At 52.1% G+C, this 15,515-nt stretch carries 9 protein-coding genes; 6 read left to right on the forward strand and 3 right to left on the reverse strand.

Going from position 1 to position 15,515, the window contains the following annotated elements:
• Positions 1–630: 630 nt before the first annotated feature.
• Positions 631–2,178, reverse strand: coding sequence for an acetate--CoA ligase (locus EH198_RS15250; RefSeq protein ID WP_379309592.1), 1,548 nt, complete (start codon positions 2,176–2,178; stop codon positions 631–633).
• A gap of 282 nt (positions 2,179–2,460) precedes the next feature.
• On the opposite strand from EH198_RS15250, the gene EH198_RS15255 reads away from it, so the two are divergent.
• The 5 genes from EH198_RS15255 to EH198_RS25365 all read left to right on the forward strand — a co-directional run bounded on the left by EH198_RS15255 (position 2,461) and on the right by EH198_RS25365 (position 8,636).
• Entirely contained in the window at positions 2,461–4,221 is a 1,761-nt protein-coding gene (locus tag EH198_RS15255) for a class I adenylate-forming enzyme family protein (protein ID WP_124696368.1), read from the forward strand.
• Positions 4,214–5,290: an acyltransferase family protein gene (locus EH198_RS15260; protein ID WP_124696369.1), complete on the forward strand. Its 1,077-nt coding sequence runs from the start codon at positions 4,214–4,216 to the stop codon at positions 5,288–5,290. The genes EH198_RS15255 and EH198_RS15260 overlap by 8 nt, the downstream gene beginning before the upstream one ends.
• A 132-nt stretch (positions 5,291–5,422) precedes the next feature.
• A complete protein-coding gene (locus EH198_RS15265; RefSeq protein WP_124696370.1) occupies positions 5,423–7,390 on the forward strand; it encodes an asparagine synthetase B family protein in 1,968 nt (655 codons plus the stop codon).
• Entirely contained in the window at positions 7,387–8,304 is a 918-nt protein-coding gene (locus EH198_RS15270; protein ID WP_124696371.1) for a phosphoenolpyruvate carboxykinase (ATP), read from the forward strand. The genes EH198_RS15265 and EH198_RS15270 overlap by 4 nt, the downstream gene beginning before the upstream one ends.
• A 197-nt stretch (positions 8,305–8,501) precedes the next feature.
• A complete protein-coding gene (locus tag EH198_RS25365) occupies positions 8,502–8,636 on the forward strand; it encodes a hypothetical protein (protein WP_281278014.1) in 135 nt (44 codons plus the stop codon).
• 208 nt (positions 8,637–8,844) lie between these two features.
• On the opposite strand, the gene EH198_RS15275 is transcribed toward EH198_RS25365, so the two are convergent.
• Positions 8,845–10,551: an ABC transporter ATP-binding protein gene (locus EH198_RS15275; RefSeq protein ID WP_124696372.1), complete on the reverse strand. Its 1,707-nt coding sequence runs from the start codon at positions 10,549–10,551 to the stop codon at positions 8,845–8,847.
• Positions 10,552–10,848: 297 nt separating this feature from the next.
• Here EH198_RS15275 and EH198_RS15280 point away from each other — a divergent pair, with 297 nt between their 5' ends.
• The gene (locus EH198_RS15280; RefSeq protein ID WP_124696373.1) at positions 10,849–11,163 is read left to right on the forward strand and encodes a hypothetical protein; all 315 of its coding nucleotides are present in this window, start codon (positions 10,849–10,851) and stop codon (positions 11,161–11,163) included.
• 40 nt (positions 11,164–11,203) lie between these two features.
• On the opposite strand, the gene EH198_RS15285 is transcribed toward EH198_RS15280, so the two are convergent.
• The gene (locus EH198_RS15285) at positions 11,204–15,274 is read right to left on the reverse strand and encodes an S-layer homology domain-containing protein (protein WP_124696374.1); all 4,071 of its coding nucleotides are present in this window, start codon (positions 15,272–15,274) and stop codon (positions 11,204–11,206) included.
• Between the last annotated feature and the right edge of the window lie 241 nt (positions 15,275–15,515).

The raw sequence follows: 15,515 nt of genomic DNA on the forward strand, positions 1-15,515 counted from the left end.
GGTTTGTACCGGGGGTGAAGCTGTCGATTGGTACCTAAGCGGCGGTCTTCCGAAACCCTAAAACGGGGCGATCCCTTCTACTTGGGAAAAGTGAATTGAATTTTATACTATAACCGTTAGCTTTGTGCTGGCGGATTTTTTTTATTAACAAAATACTTCCTCACCGAAACACTATTCATTTACATTATGTCCCAATTGAATTATTCTGACTGAATCGGGGTTGCGGTTTTTGCGGCTATAGGAATTATGTTGTTAACGTTACGTTACTGGTACCGCTTAATATAAATAGGATAAGGAGATGAGAGATTTGGTGGCGCAACCTGGTGTGTTTTATGGCGGGGGAATGGTAATGGCTCCAATATTCTTTTTGTTTTGGCTGATATCAGCGGGCTTGGGAATTTATGCGTTTGTTCTATTCGTTAAACTTGCCCGTAGAGGAATTGAAGCCTTGGATTTGTACATATACGCTAAGAACCGGGAGATACGCGACAGTTATGAATCCGTTAATCGGAAGGATTGATGCCTAGAGCAATAGAAAGTCTTTGGGGAAAAGAATAAAACAGACAACCCCGTCAGGGCAAATGCCTGACGGGATTGTCTGTTTAAGAATTAAAAACCAATCAGCTGGACTTACTCGCTCGCCGCGCGTTCCCGCGCCCGCAGCTCGACCCGGCGGATTTTGCCCGAGCTTGTCTTCGGGAGGTCGGAGATGAACTCGATTTTGCGCGGATATTTGTAAGGAGCCGTCCATTCCTTGGTATGGGCCTGCAGCTCTTTCACCAGCTCCGGTGAAGCGGCGCTCTCATCTCTCAGAACGACAAAGGCTTTGACCACATGGCCCCGGACTTCGTCGGGACTGGCTACGACCGCGCATTCTTTGACCAGGGGATGCTTCATGAGCGCTTCCTCCACCTCAAAGGGGCCGATCGTGTAGCCGGAGCTGATAATAATATCGTCGCCGCGGCCCTCGAACCAGAAGTAGCCGTCCTCGTCCTTGGATGCCCGGTCGCCGGTAATAAAGTAATCGCCGTGAATGCAGCTCGCTTTGCGTTCCGGGTCTTTGTAGTAGGTCTGGAACAGAGCAGGCATGTCCACATGTACGGCAATGTCGCCGACCTCTCCCGGAGGAAGCGGGATGCCTTGCTCGTCCACCACTTCGATCATGCCCTGCGCGGTCGCCCGGCCCATCGAGCCGATCCGGATCGGCATGTCCTTCAGCGTACCGATCAGCAGCGTGCTTTCCGTCTGACCGTAGCCGTCCCGGATCGTGATGTCGAAGTGGCGCTTGAACTCGTTGATGACCTCCTGATTTAGAGGCTCCCCGGCAGACACCGCGCAGCGGAGACGGGAAAGGTCATACCGGCCGAGTCCGTCAATTTTGGCCATCAGCCGGTACTCCGTCGGCGTACAGCACATGACGTGGATATCCCGGTCCTGAATCAGCTGCAAATACCGGTTCGGATGAAAAGCCCCGTTGTAGATAAATCCGGTGGCACCGTTGCCGAGTACGGACAGGAACGGGCTCCAGATCCACTTTTGCCAGCCGGGAGCGGCCGTGGCCCATACCGTATCCGATTCCCGGATGTCGAGCCACAGCGAGGTGATGCGCAAATGCGCGTAGCCCCATCCGTGGGTATGAACGACCGCCTTCGGGTTGCCGGTGGTGCCGGAAGTGTAGGCGAGGATCGCCATATCGTCCCGGCCGGTGGGAGCGGCGGCATAGGTATCCGGCCGTCCTTCCATCAGTTCCTCCAGGTTCAGCCAGCCGTCTTCGGCTTCGCCGGCGCCATCGGATACCGAGAGGCGGAAATCGAGAACCGGAAGATCCTCCGCGATTTTATTCACTTCTCCCGTAACCTCCGACCAGCAGATCACCGATGTGGCTTCAGAGTGGCGGAGGCGGTAGGACAGATCCTTCGCGCGCAGCATTTCGGAAGAAGGAATGATGACGAGCCCGAGCTTCAGGCACGCCAGATAGATCACATAGGCGATGATTCGGCGCGGAATCATAACGAGAACCCGGTCGCCCTGGCGCAGTCCAAGCTCTGCCAGACCTCCGGCCAGCCGATTGGCCCGCTTCAGCAGTTCGCCATACGTAATTTCCTCATATTCGCCTTTGTCGCTTAACCATTTCAGCGCAAGCTTGCCGGAAGGATGGCGTTCCATCTCCGACGTCATATTGTAACGCTCCGGAGCTATCCATTGCTCATTATCCAATACCAACATCTCCTTTATAGGCACAAGGCGTCTTCACTCATCAAAGTATATTTGTTCTCTCCTATTGTAGCATGAACTCTTAGTACCAGATGCTAAATTTGATGTCAATATAATAAAATTCTTGGTGCAGCTATCCCAGATTCGGATTTTATAAAAAACGAATGTTGTTCTTTATAAAGTACAACAAAGGTGATAAATTAGATACAAGTCCGAATAATCCATTGTACATTGGGGGCACGGATCATGGAGATTACGCATGAGTTCGACAGGGATACAGTTTCCGAATTGCTTAAGAAGCGGGCGGCCTATGCCCCCCGCGATATTGCCTACAGTTTCCCGGAATGGGATCAGCATTATACCTGGTCCGACATGTGGGAGAACGCCGCCGTTCTGGCAAAAGGCTTTCTCCGCCTGGGAGTGAAAAAGGGCGACCGGATCGCGCTGCTCATGCAGGGAAGGATGGAAATGATCCTTGCCATGTTCGGAGCGGCTTGTATCGGCGCCATTGTCGTTCCGCTTAACGCTTATTCCAAAAAAGATGAGCTTCAGGGCTATCTGGACGATTCAAAGCCTGAACTGCTGATTATTGGAACAGAAGGGCATGGCCACCACTATCCCACGCTTGTCCGGGAAATGATCGCGGAATCGGATAAGGAACGCCCGTGGATTCCCGCCCATGTGTTTGTGGTGGGCCGCGAAGAGGAGGCCGAGCTCCCTTTCCTTCCTTTTTCGGATCTGTATGCGCTGGCCGGCCAGATACGGGAAGAAGAGTTTGTGGAAGTGTGCGCAGCCGTGCGATGCAAAGATCCGCTTATTCTTCTGTATACCTCGGGAACGACCGGACGGCCCAAGGGGGTTCTTCGTTCGACCTCCTCCTTCCTGGTATCGGACGGCGGCTACGCACAGCAAGGCAAACCGGCCGAATGGCTTACCCGTCTAAGCGACCGCATCATCCGGAGATTTTCACTCATGAACCTGCTTCCGCTGTACCATCTGGGCGGCTTTGCCTCGATATTTACCGGACTTAAGGCCTGCAATATCCGGATTGTCCTGCTCAGCCACTTTAATCCTGTGAGCGCTTTATCGGCGGTGGAGCGGGAGAGGTGCTCGATCCTGTCGGGAACTCCATTTATGATTCAGCACATGCTTGCCCTTCCGGGGCGGGAGGGATACAATTTGTCGTCACTACTGGGCGTCGTGTTTACGTCGTCGGCGGTGAACGGCTCTTTGCTGAAAAATATTATTCATGATCCGCAATTGAAGCTGGTCTTCTTCATGGTCAGCTACGGTTCGTCCGAAGCGGGATCGGTATCCAACGGCGTCTGCTTTGTGAACCGTCGAAAGAATGCGGCGTGGTCAATGCTGTTTAGGCTGCTAAACTACTCCAATCTGCTCAGCGGCCGCATCGACCCCGGCGAATTTGAAGACGGAGACTGCAGCCTCGGGGGAAAGGTCGACCGCGGGGTTCAAGTCCGGATCGTGAATCCGGAGACGGGGGCCGTTCTTTCCTGCCTCGAACGAGGCGAAATTCAAATCCGGAGCCACCGGGTCATGCGCTATTTCAAGGAGAACCAAGCCTGCTGTTCTTTCACAGAGGACGGCTGGTACAGATCCGGGGATTTGGGCTTTTTGGATAACAGAGGCCATCTGAAAATCACAGCCAGAATGAAACGCATCATCTCGCGGGGCGGGGAAAAAATATGTCCGGTTGAAATCGAAAACGTTCTCATGAATCATAAGGACGTAAGCGCGGCCATGGTGGTTGGCATTCCCGATGAGCTATACGGGGAGCTGGTCTGCGCCTGCGTGATCGGGAAAAAAGGGGCGAATCTGACCGAGGAACGGCTGCGGATGGAGATTACGCCGCATTTGTCGGCCTTTAAGATTCCCCGGTATTTTGTGTTCCTTGACGACCTGCCGCTATCGCCGACAGGGAAGCTCGCGGTTCCCGCCATTCAGGGACTTGCTCTGGAACGGATAGGAGAGCTTAGGAAAAATGCGTAGATACTATCCCGGAATCACGATATTCAAGCTCGCCGGCTCGCTGATGGTGCTGATCGCGCATGTAATGCTGTTCCGGTATATCGGTGAGATGCCGAACCGGCAGATGAATTATATGTTTAACGCCATGAAAGTCATTGTGCCCTGCTTTTATATGATTTCCGGGTTTTTGGCTTATCGGGGGTGGTCCGGGGCCGAGAATCCAGCCGCCTATGTCCGCAAGTACCTGATCCGGATTTTAGCGGTCTACGGTTTCTTTTGTCTCATCTTTGCCGGGGAGTTTGTCGTTCCGGCTTTGGTCAGGGGAGGATTATCGGCGGCCAACCTTTTGTTACAGGCTAAAATTATGGTGATGATGTTCTTCCTGAACGGACCCTTTATCCAGCTTTGGTTTATTCCGCCGCTTATGTTCGGGATGCTGTTGGCTTACATTCTATTCCGAAGAACGTCTCTCCGGACAGCGGCCGTCCTGCCTTTGCTTGGATTTCTGCTCGCTCAAACGTTATTCGGCACGCTCCGGGCGGTTTTGGACGCTATAACGGGCGGCATCCCCTTTTTGGATACGGATTACGGCGGGTATTTGGAGCTCTTCGCCGAGCGTTATCTGGGCTACGGTCTTACGTTCGTAACGGCGGGAGCTTTCATTGCAAAATATGAAGAACGGTTTTTGCGGCTGGGCGCAGGTTTCATTCTAGTTCCGGCTGCGGTTATTACTCTTATTGAAACGCTGCTTCTCATGCTTGGGGCCAGGTGGACCCCTGATTATTCTTTGGCGTTTTGCATGATTCCGAATACCATCCTGTTCTTTTATGGAGTGCTTCGCATCAAGAGCCGCTCCATCCAAGCATATCACTCGACTATCAATCTATTCAGTATGGTAACCTTTTTCGGCCATATTCCTTTTATTCAGCTCAACCTTTTGCTGTTGAAATGGGACACCGTCGGATTGGGGATTTTCCGTGGATTGGTTGTGCTGCTGATTACGCTGCTGGAATGTCTGGCCGGAACGCTGATACTGGCATTAAGCAAGAGACAAGCGGCCTGGAGACGGCAAAGAACCCCATACTCTTAATATTTTTGAAGAGTTTGTTCTTTATTAAGTACAAGAAAGATGATAAATTAAATACAATTCTTGGCTGCTTGCTGTTGTACTGCCGACATCATTTACTTGTAGGAGCATTAAGATGAGATTTGGAGGGACAGGATGGGAGCGATCAGCGGGATTTACATGTTTGGAAGCGATACGGATGCCGCCCCGGCCGGCTCGTCCATATTCGGGAAATTGAAAGCCTATTCCTTTAACCGGACAGGAGAATGGGTAGATCAATCGGTACATCTGGGCTGCGGAATTCTATACAACACGCCTGAATCGAAAATGGAAGAGCTGCCGCGCTGTAGCGACAATGGCGCCTTGGTCATTACGGCGGATGCGATTATTGACAACCGGGCTGAGCTGCTGGAACAATTCAACCTGCAACCCGGTGACCCGGCAGTTGTAACCGACAGCGATCTTATTATCCGGGCCTACGAAACTTGGGGACATGCCTGTCCCGGGCATCTTATCGGCGATTACGCTTTTGCGATTTGGGATATCGGCAAGCAGGAGCTGTTTATCGCGCGTGACGCCATGGGATCAAGGACCTTGTACTATACCTGTGAGAACGGTTATTTTTCCTTTTGCACAGTAGAAAAGCCATTATTGGGTTTGTTCGGCGAGCGGGCCGAGTTGGATGAGAAATGGATTACCGATTTTTTATCGATAGACGGAATTCAACATGAACTGGAATGCGAAGGAACCGTTTACCGGGGGATCAGCCAGCTGCCGCCTGCCCATTATGGAATAGTCAATGCGAAGGGTTTGGTCAAAAAGCGGTATTGGGAGCCGTTAAGGGACATTAAGCCGATCGTTTTTGGCAGTGATGAAGAGTATGTCGAAGCCTTTAACCGGTGTTTCTCGGAAGCGGTAACGTGCCGGCTGAGAAGCCTGGGCGAGATGGGGATTTTTCTGAGCGGCGGGATGGATTCCGGTTCGATTGCCTCTGTTGCTGCTCCCCAATTAGCCGATAAAGGGAAAAAGCTGTATGGATTCACATCCGTTCCGGTGCCCGGGTTCAGCGAGCGGCCGTCCGGAACGGCAATCTATAATGAATCTCGTGAAGTCGAGCTTATCGCACAAGCTTACCCTAACATTGATATCACTTATGGGAGCTTTGCCGAAAAAAATTGTCTGACCGATGCCGATGAATTGCTTCGAATCTTTGAGCAGCCTTATAAAATTTTTCAAAACATGACATGGTATCATTCGTTCCTAAAGATGGCCGCCGAAAGAAATTGTATGGTTATGCTGAACGGCCAGACAGGGAACAGTACCATCTCGTATGGTAATTTTGGGGTTCAATTGGCGACTCTGTACAGAAAAGGGAGAATCGCTGCGGCGGCCAGGGAAATCTATGAATTCAGCAGATTGGCGAATGCGCCGGTGAGGAAAGTGCTGAAAAGCGCGATTCCCGTAGTCATGCCGTACCGTTTGAAAGTTTGGAAGAACCGGAGGCAGATCCGCGAGTTCGACCGTTTTGAGAATATGGTGGTGAAGAGGTCGCTGATCCAAAAATGGGATGTAATCAGCGGGCTCGACCGGATTGGAGCCAATACGCCGATCAGCCGTTTTCCGGATTATGAGGAGGATCGAAAGTCGAGAACGAGTCCTCTGCCGTTTGCGCACATCGGAGCGGTGGAGACCAAATTATCGCTGGCCAATGGAATTACGATCCGTGATCCCTCCCGGGATAAACGCGTCTTCGAATTCTGCATGGCCATTCCATCCGAACAATTTGTGCGGAATGGCCAGGACAGATATTTGCTGCGGCGGGCCATGAAAGGGATACTTCCGGACCCGATCCGGCTGAATATCCGGACCAAAGGGCTTCAAAGCGCGGATTGGATCTATAGGCTGGCTCCGCAGTGGCCCGAGGTTCTCGACGAAGCCAAGAGGGCGCTGGAGCAAGGCGATCTAGAGCCATACGTGGACAAGGATAAGCTGAAGGAGAAGCTTGCCAAGGCCAGCCGGGACATAAACAAGAATGAGGAAAATCTAATCCGGTCTATAGTGATTGCCGTTATTTTCTCCAGATTTATAGCCGCGTTTAATCCGACACCCGAGGTGGTAAAATGAGCTTTCCTGATTTCCGGTTTCGTTATAAAGCATTTGGATTGAATATCGCTTCCAATTTCCTGCTCGAAGGCCTGCTGCCGGCGGACGGCGAACCTGAAGTCTATATCAAGGAGGGAAAGGTGCCCGTCGACTTGCCCGGTCCTCCGGATTCTTATGGGTATACCCTCGTCGGCACCGACGGATTTGCTTTCCGCGTCAAGGACATCGGCACATTTCTCGTTACGGACGGCATACAGATCATCGCAGAACGAAGTGAAGGCTGCGAACCGGGAGCCCATGTTCTGTTCATCCTGGGAACCTGTATGGGAGTGCTCTTGTTCCAGCGCGGCCTGCTTCCGGTCCACGGCGGCGCATTAGCGCTGGAAGGGAAGCATATTATCGTGACCGGGCATTCGGGTGCGGGCAAATCTACGCTGACAGCGGCATTGACCAAGCGCGGCTGCGCTTTTTTGGCCGATGATATCGCGGCACTCCAAGAGAACGAAAGCGGAGAGCCGTGGATTGTGCCCTCCTTCCCAAGACAAAAGCTGTGGCGGGATACGGCCGAGCAGATTTATGGCAGTGTTGATTCATTGGACCGGATTCCGGGTATACGGGATAAGTATCATGTTTCGATGGACGGCGGATTTATTGAGGTTCCCCAAAGGCTGGACGCCCTCTTTGAATTGTCCACGCATCCGGGTTCCGAGGTGATCGTCTCTGAGGTGAAAGGTCCGGAAAAGCTGATGGTTATATTACGGAATATCTATCGCTCCGAGTTTATCGAGCTTATGGGGAAACAGGGGGAGCATTTTATGCGATGTTCCGCGCTTGCCGCTGCGATTCGTGTTTTTCATATCGAACGGCCAGAGAATGGTTTTACAGTGGATGAACAAATCAAGGGCATAATTCATAAATTAAACGGAATTTTATAGGGTAATGGAGGATTTTTATGGCATTTTATTGATATTATGACAAACGTTATACCGAAATTGTTCTCAATAACGACCGAATGATCTTGATTTTTTGAAATATCTATTGTATTGTTATATCAAATATTGCCAGCGGCATCTTGGTTAAACGGGGAATATGCGGGGCAACGGCGATATTTAAATATCAGGAGGTGGAGTATATGATTAAAAAAGTATGGGAAAAGCCGGAAGTGAAAGAACTGAAAGTAAGCGGCACAGAGTATGGTACGAAGATTACACCTAAGGTTGATGCCACCTACACTGACGGCACGCATATCTTCTACTCTTTCAGCTAATTCATTTAAAACGGAAGAGACCTCAAACGGGTTCAAAGTTTGAGGTCTCTTTTAATGCGGCTTGATATGAAGAGCTTGTTACTTGCTTTGAGTAACAGGCTCTTGTTGTTCAAATATAAGACTGTATAAGCGGAGCGCTTAACATTTTGACTTATATTTCTACGAGAAACGGTGCCTAAAGGCGATACTCGTATCGCCACTTCGGAAGCTAAAGCTTCTGAAAATACGGCGATGCCGTTTCTTCTTGGTATAACACACCACCAGACAGGCGGTAGATATGGTCGCAGACATCGAATACAGACAAGCGGTGGGTGATGGCAATGCATGTTCTTGGCGGCTGGGAGTTCCGGATATTTTGCAGGACCGCCCACTCCGTATCCATATCCAGGGCGGAAGTCGCCTCATCGAGCAGCAGGATGGGCGCCGGCCTCAGCAGGGCCCGGGCGATGGCGATCCGCTGGGCCTGGCCTTCGGATAAGCCGGAGCCATGTTCGCCGATAACCGTATGAATGCCGTACGGAAGCTTCTCTATAAAGCTCAGGGCACAGGCTGTTTCAATGGCGGCATGTATTTCCTCTTCTGTAGCCGCAGGATTGCCGATCCGCAGATTGTCAGCGATCGTACCGGAGAATAACGTGTTGCCTTGAGGAACGTAGGAAAAATAAGACCGGGTATCAGCCGACAGGCTGACGGGTTCGCGGTCCTTGCCGATGATGCTGATGTTCCCGCTTTGAGGTTCGAGCAGTGCCAGCAGAAGCCGGAGCAGCGTTGTTTTGCCTTCCCCCGAAGTCCCGATAAGGGCAACAAGCTCGCCGGGCTGAATGCGGAGAGAAACATCGGTAAGAATCGGCTTGTTTGATTCATAGCTGTATGCGACATGTTCCATGCGCAGTTCGGATAAGCTTTCCTTGACGGCCGGGGAGGTCTCTTTTTTAGCTTCCGGCTGCAATTTTTGAAATACGATCAATCGCTCCGCCGATGTGACCATGGCGATGAGGATCGGGAAAGTGCGGGCCAGACCTTCAAGTGGTCCCTGGATTTGTCCGACAAGCTGCAAAAAAGCGGTAAACATCCCGAAACTCGCGGCCCCGGTGGATATTCGGAAAGCGCCCCAGATAAAGGCCAGGAAAAATCCGAGCCGGTAACCGATTCCCATTGTAAGGTCCGCCGCCGCGTTAAAACGGGTGCGTTTAAGTATCCAGAACAATCGGTCCTGCTGGGAAGATTGCACTTTCTCCAAGCTGTTTTTTTCATTCTCGAAAGTTTTTACAATCAGCAGATTCTGGACGCATTCATGCAGCAGGGAGCGATAGCGGCTTTCGGCGGCCTGGATTTGATGCTGCATCTTCTTCAGCTTGCTGCCGATATACCAGCTGATGAGTACGGACACGGGTCCAAGCACGAACGCGAACAGGGCCAGCGTTTTGTCAAAGTACAGCAGCGTAAAAAAGGCGGCCGCGAATTGGACAATCAATGCGACGATGTTCGGCAAGGTATTGATTAATCCGTCGGTGACGTTGGCCGAATCGCTTGTCAGGTGGGTCAACAGATCGCCGCTGTGGTATTTCCCGGCGGCGCTCCACTCCGTTCTATACAGCCGGTCCATGAAGCTCCGCTGCAGATCATTGTTGACCGCTTCTCTCAGCTTAACGGTTCTCAAGGTCAGCAGGGAGGAAAGGCCCAACTGGAGAATCAGAATCAAGGCAAAGGCGATGGCGTATACTCCGCTAAGGCGCATGCTGCTCTGCACGGCATGATCGATTACCTGCTTGGAGACGATGGCGAGGGCCGCTCCGCTAAGAGAAATGATGACATTGAGCAGAATGATCGCGGACAGCGCACCCCATTTTCTCTTCATGCACTGTGTCAGCCAGCGGTAAATATCGGTGTTAAAGAGATGCCTAAGTTTGTTCATGCGTAATCTCCCCAATCTGCCGGATTGCTGGAAAATAGTAACGGTTAAAGCAGGGACTAAAGTGCGGGTGTGTTCGCTGAAAGAAACGAACGGAAGTAAATACTTGGATATGCCTCTGGTCTTAAGGTGAAGTCTATCAAAGATAAATCAAAAATCAAGTGCGAGATTTTCCGGATTTACGTTTCTCCATTGTTATGTATTTACAAATCCCCCATTCCATTATATTCTTTATAAAGAACTACCTTGTAGTTAATTTAGACTATACGAAAGAGAGGACTCGGAAGTATGGTAACGTGTATGAAGAAATACACACGGCTCACGCTGATTGTGCTGCTTCTCAGTGCGATCATGCTGCCGGCCTCTGCCTATGCATCCTCCGGCTCGGCAGAAGCGAAGTATTCCTCTTCTTATGCGACCTCCTTTTTATCCTCACTGACCAACGTGTTTGCCTCCTGGTTTGACAAGGAAGCAACAACGTCCCAAAGCAGCAACAACACATCCGGTAATTGGTTAAGCTGGCTAAAAGGCAGGGACTGCGATGATGAAAGGGATTGGTGGGAGGACAATCAGCATGATTCCTACAAGCTGTGGAAAAAGTATTACGGTTACTGAATTAGAATGGCCCGGGATTTTCCCCGGGCCATTTTTTTACTTATTGCTGGATATTTCCGCTCTGCACGTCATTGCTCTTAAGAGCCAGTACGGCCTTATTAAGGATGTTGTTCTTGACTGTATAGGGCGGCGCATTTGTACCCGCATAGATCGTGGAAATGCCTACAGCGGCGATATTGGAAGTGACGGTATTGCCGATAATCGATACGTTGAAGACATCGGCGGGATCATTTCGTTTCCAGTAGTCGTTGATTTTGATCAGCTCAACCGAAGTCCGCGCAAGCTTCATGGCTGTCACCGTATTATTTTCGAGAACGACTCGATTAGCCGTTTCAACCGTAATGGCCGAAGCATCGCCCTTAACGTTGAACTTGGAGTTCGTGATCTTCAGATCCAGATTGGCATGGCTTGCGATAAGGGCGGTGCTGCCGGTAGCGTTGGAGGCAAAAGTGCAATTATCGAAGCTGTATACGCCATTGGCTACAATCGGTGACCCGAACCGGCTGCCGTCCGCAGCTTCAAATATAGAGTTCGTGTACGTGCCCTGCGGTAAAGTCATGCCTTGGGCAGAGTTGAATCCTAGAACCTTGATATTATTAAATGCCGATCCCGGTTTGGGATTGCCGTTGAAGCTGGCGAAGGCCGCTTCTCCAGCTACTGTAACATTGGAGACCTCGATGGCTTCCCCGCTTATGGCAAAGCCCGCATCCACTTTCTTTGTAATCTGAATATTCACATTGGAGACTTTGACGCCTTTCGGATTCTTGGCGCTGACGGACAATTTGCCGTTGGTGATCTCCATACCGTCGATGATAATATTGGGCCCTTGGAAGAAGGTGCCGGAATCATTCATCCGGTTACCCAGGAAGGATGCATCATGATAGGCGATAATCCGGGTAGCGTCAAAGTGATTGTTGACGACCTTTGCATTTTTGAACGTCTCGGATACCGCAAGTCCGATGATGCCCTTCGAGGCCAGATGGTTGCCCTCAACGGTTGCGTCATGCCCGTCATACAGGATGACGTCATAAACCGCATTATTGTAGAATTCATTGTTTTTAATAAAAATATTGGTGTTCAGGTTTCCGTTCTCGCCGTATCCGCCTTCCACATCAATGCCCGATTGCGGCGCGATCCCTTTGATGTCGTGCAGGATGTTGTTCATGATCAGCGCATTGTCGGCGCCGCCCACTGTAATGCCCTGGCGGCGGTTATAAGCGAACTCGGAATTTTTAACAACCGGATTCTGGGTGACGGTCCGGTTCCAAGCCTCCAGATAGGCGCCGGTTGACGAGGCTTTAATAAATACCAGATGGAAGTATGCCGCACCGTCCGGTATCGTCATGATTTCTCTCGCCACAGCCGGCTGACTCTTGATGAAGGACCCGTCCGTACGATAGAAATACACGGTAAAGTTGCCGGGCAGATTGGCTATGTTGGAAATTTCGAAGGTCCGCTCCGTCTTGAAGATGGCGTTGTTAAAATAAATGCCGTCTTTGGTCCGGACCTTGGTGCTGTCGCTGATCGGCTGGCCGGTTGCGCCGATTCCGCCGGAGACGAAGCTGGCTGCGTACAGATCCTTAAACATGGTGCCAAAGCCGCCAAGCACCAGCCCGTCGCCGGTGAAATACATCGCTTTGACGCCATCTATCGTTGTATTCTTCGCGCCTTCAACAAAAATGCCGTATCCGCCTTCGTGGGTGCCCGTATTATAAGGGTCCCGCTGGGAATAGTCATGGGTCTGCTTGTCGCCAAGGTACGTTCCGCCGCGAAGCGTTACATTGTTGGCGCCGTACCCGACATACATGACATCGTATCGTTCCTTGCCGTTGGTTTCTTTCTGAAGGACGGCATCCATCGGCAGATCGAACAGCATATCGCCGACCATGGCGATCCGGCTGTTCTTGTCGATGAGATAGGTTCCGGACGGAAGGGTTGTTGCCGTGATGCCTTTCTGACGGGCCCAGATCAAGGCATTGTTAATGCCCTTGACGGTCTCCACCGGGTGAGTTCCATCGTTATAAATGCCCCACCGCGCAAGATCAATCAGATAGTGCGTCGGCGATGCCGACACGGGAGCGCTCAGGGGCGAGCGGTTTCCGCTGGTGTCTACGGCTTCCAACTGAACGCTGTACGCCACGCCGAAATCCAGCCCTTTAGCCTCGTAAAAGTTCTGCAAGAGAGGCTCGGCATTCATTTTTTGTCCGCCCACATAAATATTGTAACCGGCCAAATCGCTTTCCGTACCGGCCGCCCAGGAGACGGAAACTTTGCTTGGACCGCCCGCGGCCGATACCTGCGCGGGGGTAGCCGGCGGTACAATGTCCTTCGTCCGGATGGAAAGGCCGATGCCGGTTGAAGTCTTCACAACCGTATAAACCGTTTTGAGCGTGAAAGAATATTCTGTTTCCCCGGAGAGTCCTTCCGCTTTGTATCTGCCGTCTGACGAAGAACCGATCAGCACACCGCCCAGGTAAATATCCACCCGGTTAAAATTGGGGGAGGAGGGATTGTTCCAGGTCAGCGTTACGGATGTGCCGTCGTCCACAGCAGTCAACCCGCTGATTTCCTCGGGAGCCGAGTAATCCGCGTCTTGCGGTGTGGCGGATATCGGGATTGAAGGCCCCGATTCAATCTGGGCGTCATTTACAGCGGTCACATACAGACTGTAGCTTTGGCCATTTGTCAGCCCGTTCAGCATATAGGTGTCTCCGGTTACCGTAGCGGTATTGCTCTTAGTGCCGTCCCGATAGACATTGTAGCCGATAATGCCGCTCTCGCCGTTCTCCGTCCAATTTAGCCGCACGGCTTCGTCCGAAGCGGAAGCGGACAGTCCGGCCGGAGGAGACGGAAGACTGGCAGGCGCTGTCGTCACGCTTAACTCAGTGCCTGCAGACTCCATGCCGGTCATGTTTACGGTCTTCAATACATAATGGTGGGTTGTGCCGGGAAGCAGACCGGTTTCCTGATAGAACGTATCAGCTGTCGCTGCCTTCAGGCTTCCTTCTTTATAAATGTTAACGGCTTTAAAATCGGGATACGCCGGGTTGAACCAGGTAAAAGACAAGCCTGTTTTACCGCTGAGCGACTTCAAGCCGGAAACTTCCTGCAGCACAGGCGCTTCGCTAGGAGCGGGAGTCGGCTCTGGAGCGGGCGTCATGCCGGGCGCCGGAGCGGGAGTCGGCTCGGGAGCGGGTGTCATGCCGGGCGCCGGAGCGGGAGTCGGCTCTGGAGCCGGAGTGGGAGTAGGCTCGGGCGCCGGAGCCGCCGCAGCCGGATCGGCAGAGGCGGAAGGAAGCGGCGATGGCGAAGGAGCCGGTGCTGCCGGAGCAACCGGAGCATCGCCGCCGGATCCGCCACCGCCGCCGATGGCAGCCATCAAACCCGCAGCGGCCGGTTCGCTCGCGGGAACGCCTTCCGGCGAAGCGGATGGGCTGACTTGCGGCGGCGCCGATTCGTCGGGCGAGCCGGCGGCGCCGATCCGCAGATCCTGGTAGAGCGTTCTGCCGAGCAGGGCGGCGAATTCGGAGCGGGTCACCTTTTTGGACGGCTGAAACTTGCCGTTCTCGTCTCCGGCCGCGATGCCGTTCGTTACCAGCTTGGAAATGGACGAAGCGGCCCAGTGGTCGTCGGTGTCGGAAACATGGGCTGCGGCATTCGCGCCCTGGCTGTCCAGATTAAAGGCGCGCGCGATGAGCACGGCGCTGTCGGCCCGGGTAAGCGTCTCGCTGGGGCGGAACGTGCCGTCCGCATAACCGGTAATAAGATTGGACTTCTTCGCGGCTTTAATATAGGGATAAGCCCAATATTCCGTCGACACATCGGAAATAGCCTGCGGATCATCCCCATTGGAGTCAACGCCGATGCCGCTTGCCTGCACGAGGATTTTTACGGCTTCCGCCCGGGTAATCGGATTGTCCGGACGGAAGGTTCCGTCGTCATACCCGCCGATAAGCTGCTGCTCTTTTAAGCGAGAGATTTCTTGATGTGCCCAGTGCTTGGGCGAAATGTCCGAGAACAGAACCGGACTGGCTGCCTCCGCCTGGGGGAATGTCGGCGTCAGCAAGGCGACGATAATAAGAACAATGAGGGTAAATGCTGTTTTTTTCATATGATTATCCCTTCTTCATGGAAATTTTATCAATGGAAATCGATGCCTGACATAGTTTATCGGAATTCGCAATAACGGATTGAAGACGTGAAACAGGAGATTCAAGGAAAAAAGGCGGGTCTAAAGAACTGTTTTTTTGGAGTGGGACTTAAGCCTTTCCATTCGAAAAAAAACGTGATAGTCTAAAATAGGGTAGTTCGTTTTAAAGAACGAATGATATGCGGATGGAATCTGGAACGGG

Origin of the sequence: Paenibacillus rhizophilus (genome assembly GCF_003854965.1) — a bacterium.
GTDB classification, from domain to species: Bacteria; Bacillota; Bacilli; order Paenibacillales; family Paenibacillaceae; genus Paenibacillus_AQ; species Paenibacillus_AQ rhizophilus.

Excerpts from the sequence above, each read along its gene's own strand:
- EH198_RS15270 (WP_124696371.1), top strand. The coding sequence starts at position 7,387 with ATGAGCTTTCCTGATTTCCGGTTTCGTTATAAAGCATTTGGATTGAAT.
- EH198_RS15280 (WP_124696373.1), top strand. The coding sequence starts at position 10,849 with ATGAAGAAATACACACGGCTCACGCTGATTGTGCTGCTTCTCAGTGCG.
- EH198_RS15260 (WP_124696369.1), top strand. The coding sequence starts at position 4,214 with ATGCGTAGATACTATCCCGGAATCACGATATTCAAGCTCGCCGGCTCG.
- EH198_RS15255 (WP_124696368.1), top strand. The coding sequence starts at position 2,461 with ATGGAGATTACGCATGAGTTCGACAGGGATACAGTTTCCGAATTGCTT.
- EH198_RS15285 (WP_124696374.1), bottom strand. The coding sequence starts at position 15,274 with ATGAAAAAAACAGCATTTACCCTCATTGTTCTTATTATCGTCGCCTTG.
- EH198_RS15275 (WP_124696372.1), bottom strand. The coding sequence starts at position 10,551 with ATGAACAAACTTAGGCATCTCTTTAACACCGATATTTACCGCTGGCTG.
- EH198_RS25365 (WP_281278014.1), top strand. The coding sequence starts at position 8,502 with ATGATTAAAAAAGTATGGGAAAAGCCGGAAGTGAAAGAACTGAAAGTA.
- EH198_RS15265 (WP_124696370.1), top strand. The coding sequence starts at position 5,423 with ATGGGAGCGATCAGCGGGATTTACATGTTTGGAAGCGATACGGATGCC.
- EH198_RS15250 (WP_379309592.1), bottom strand. The coding sequence starts at position 2,178 with ATGACGTCGGAGATGGAACGCCATCCTTCCGGCAAGCTTGCGCTGAAA.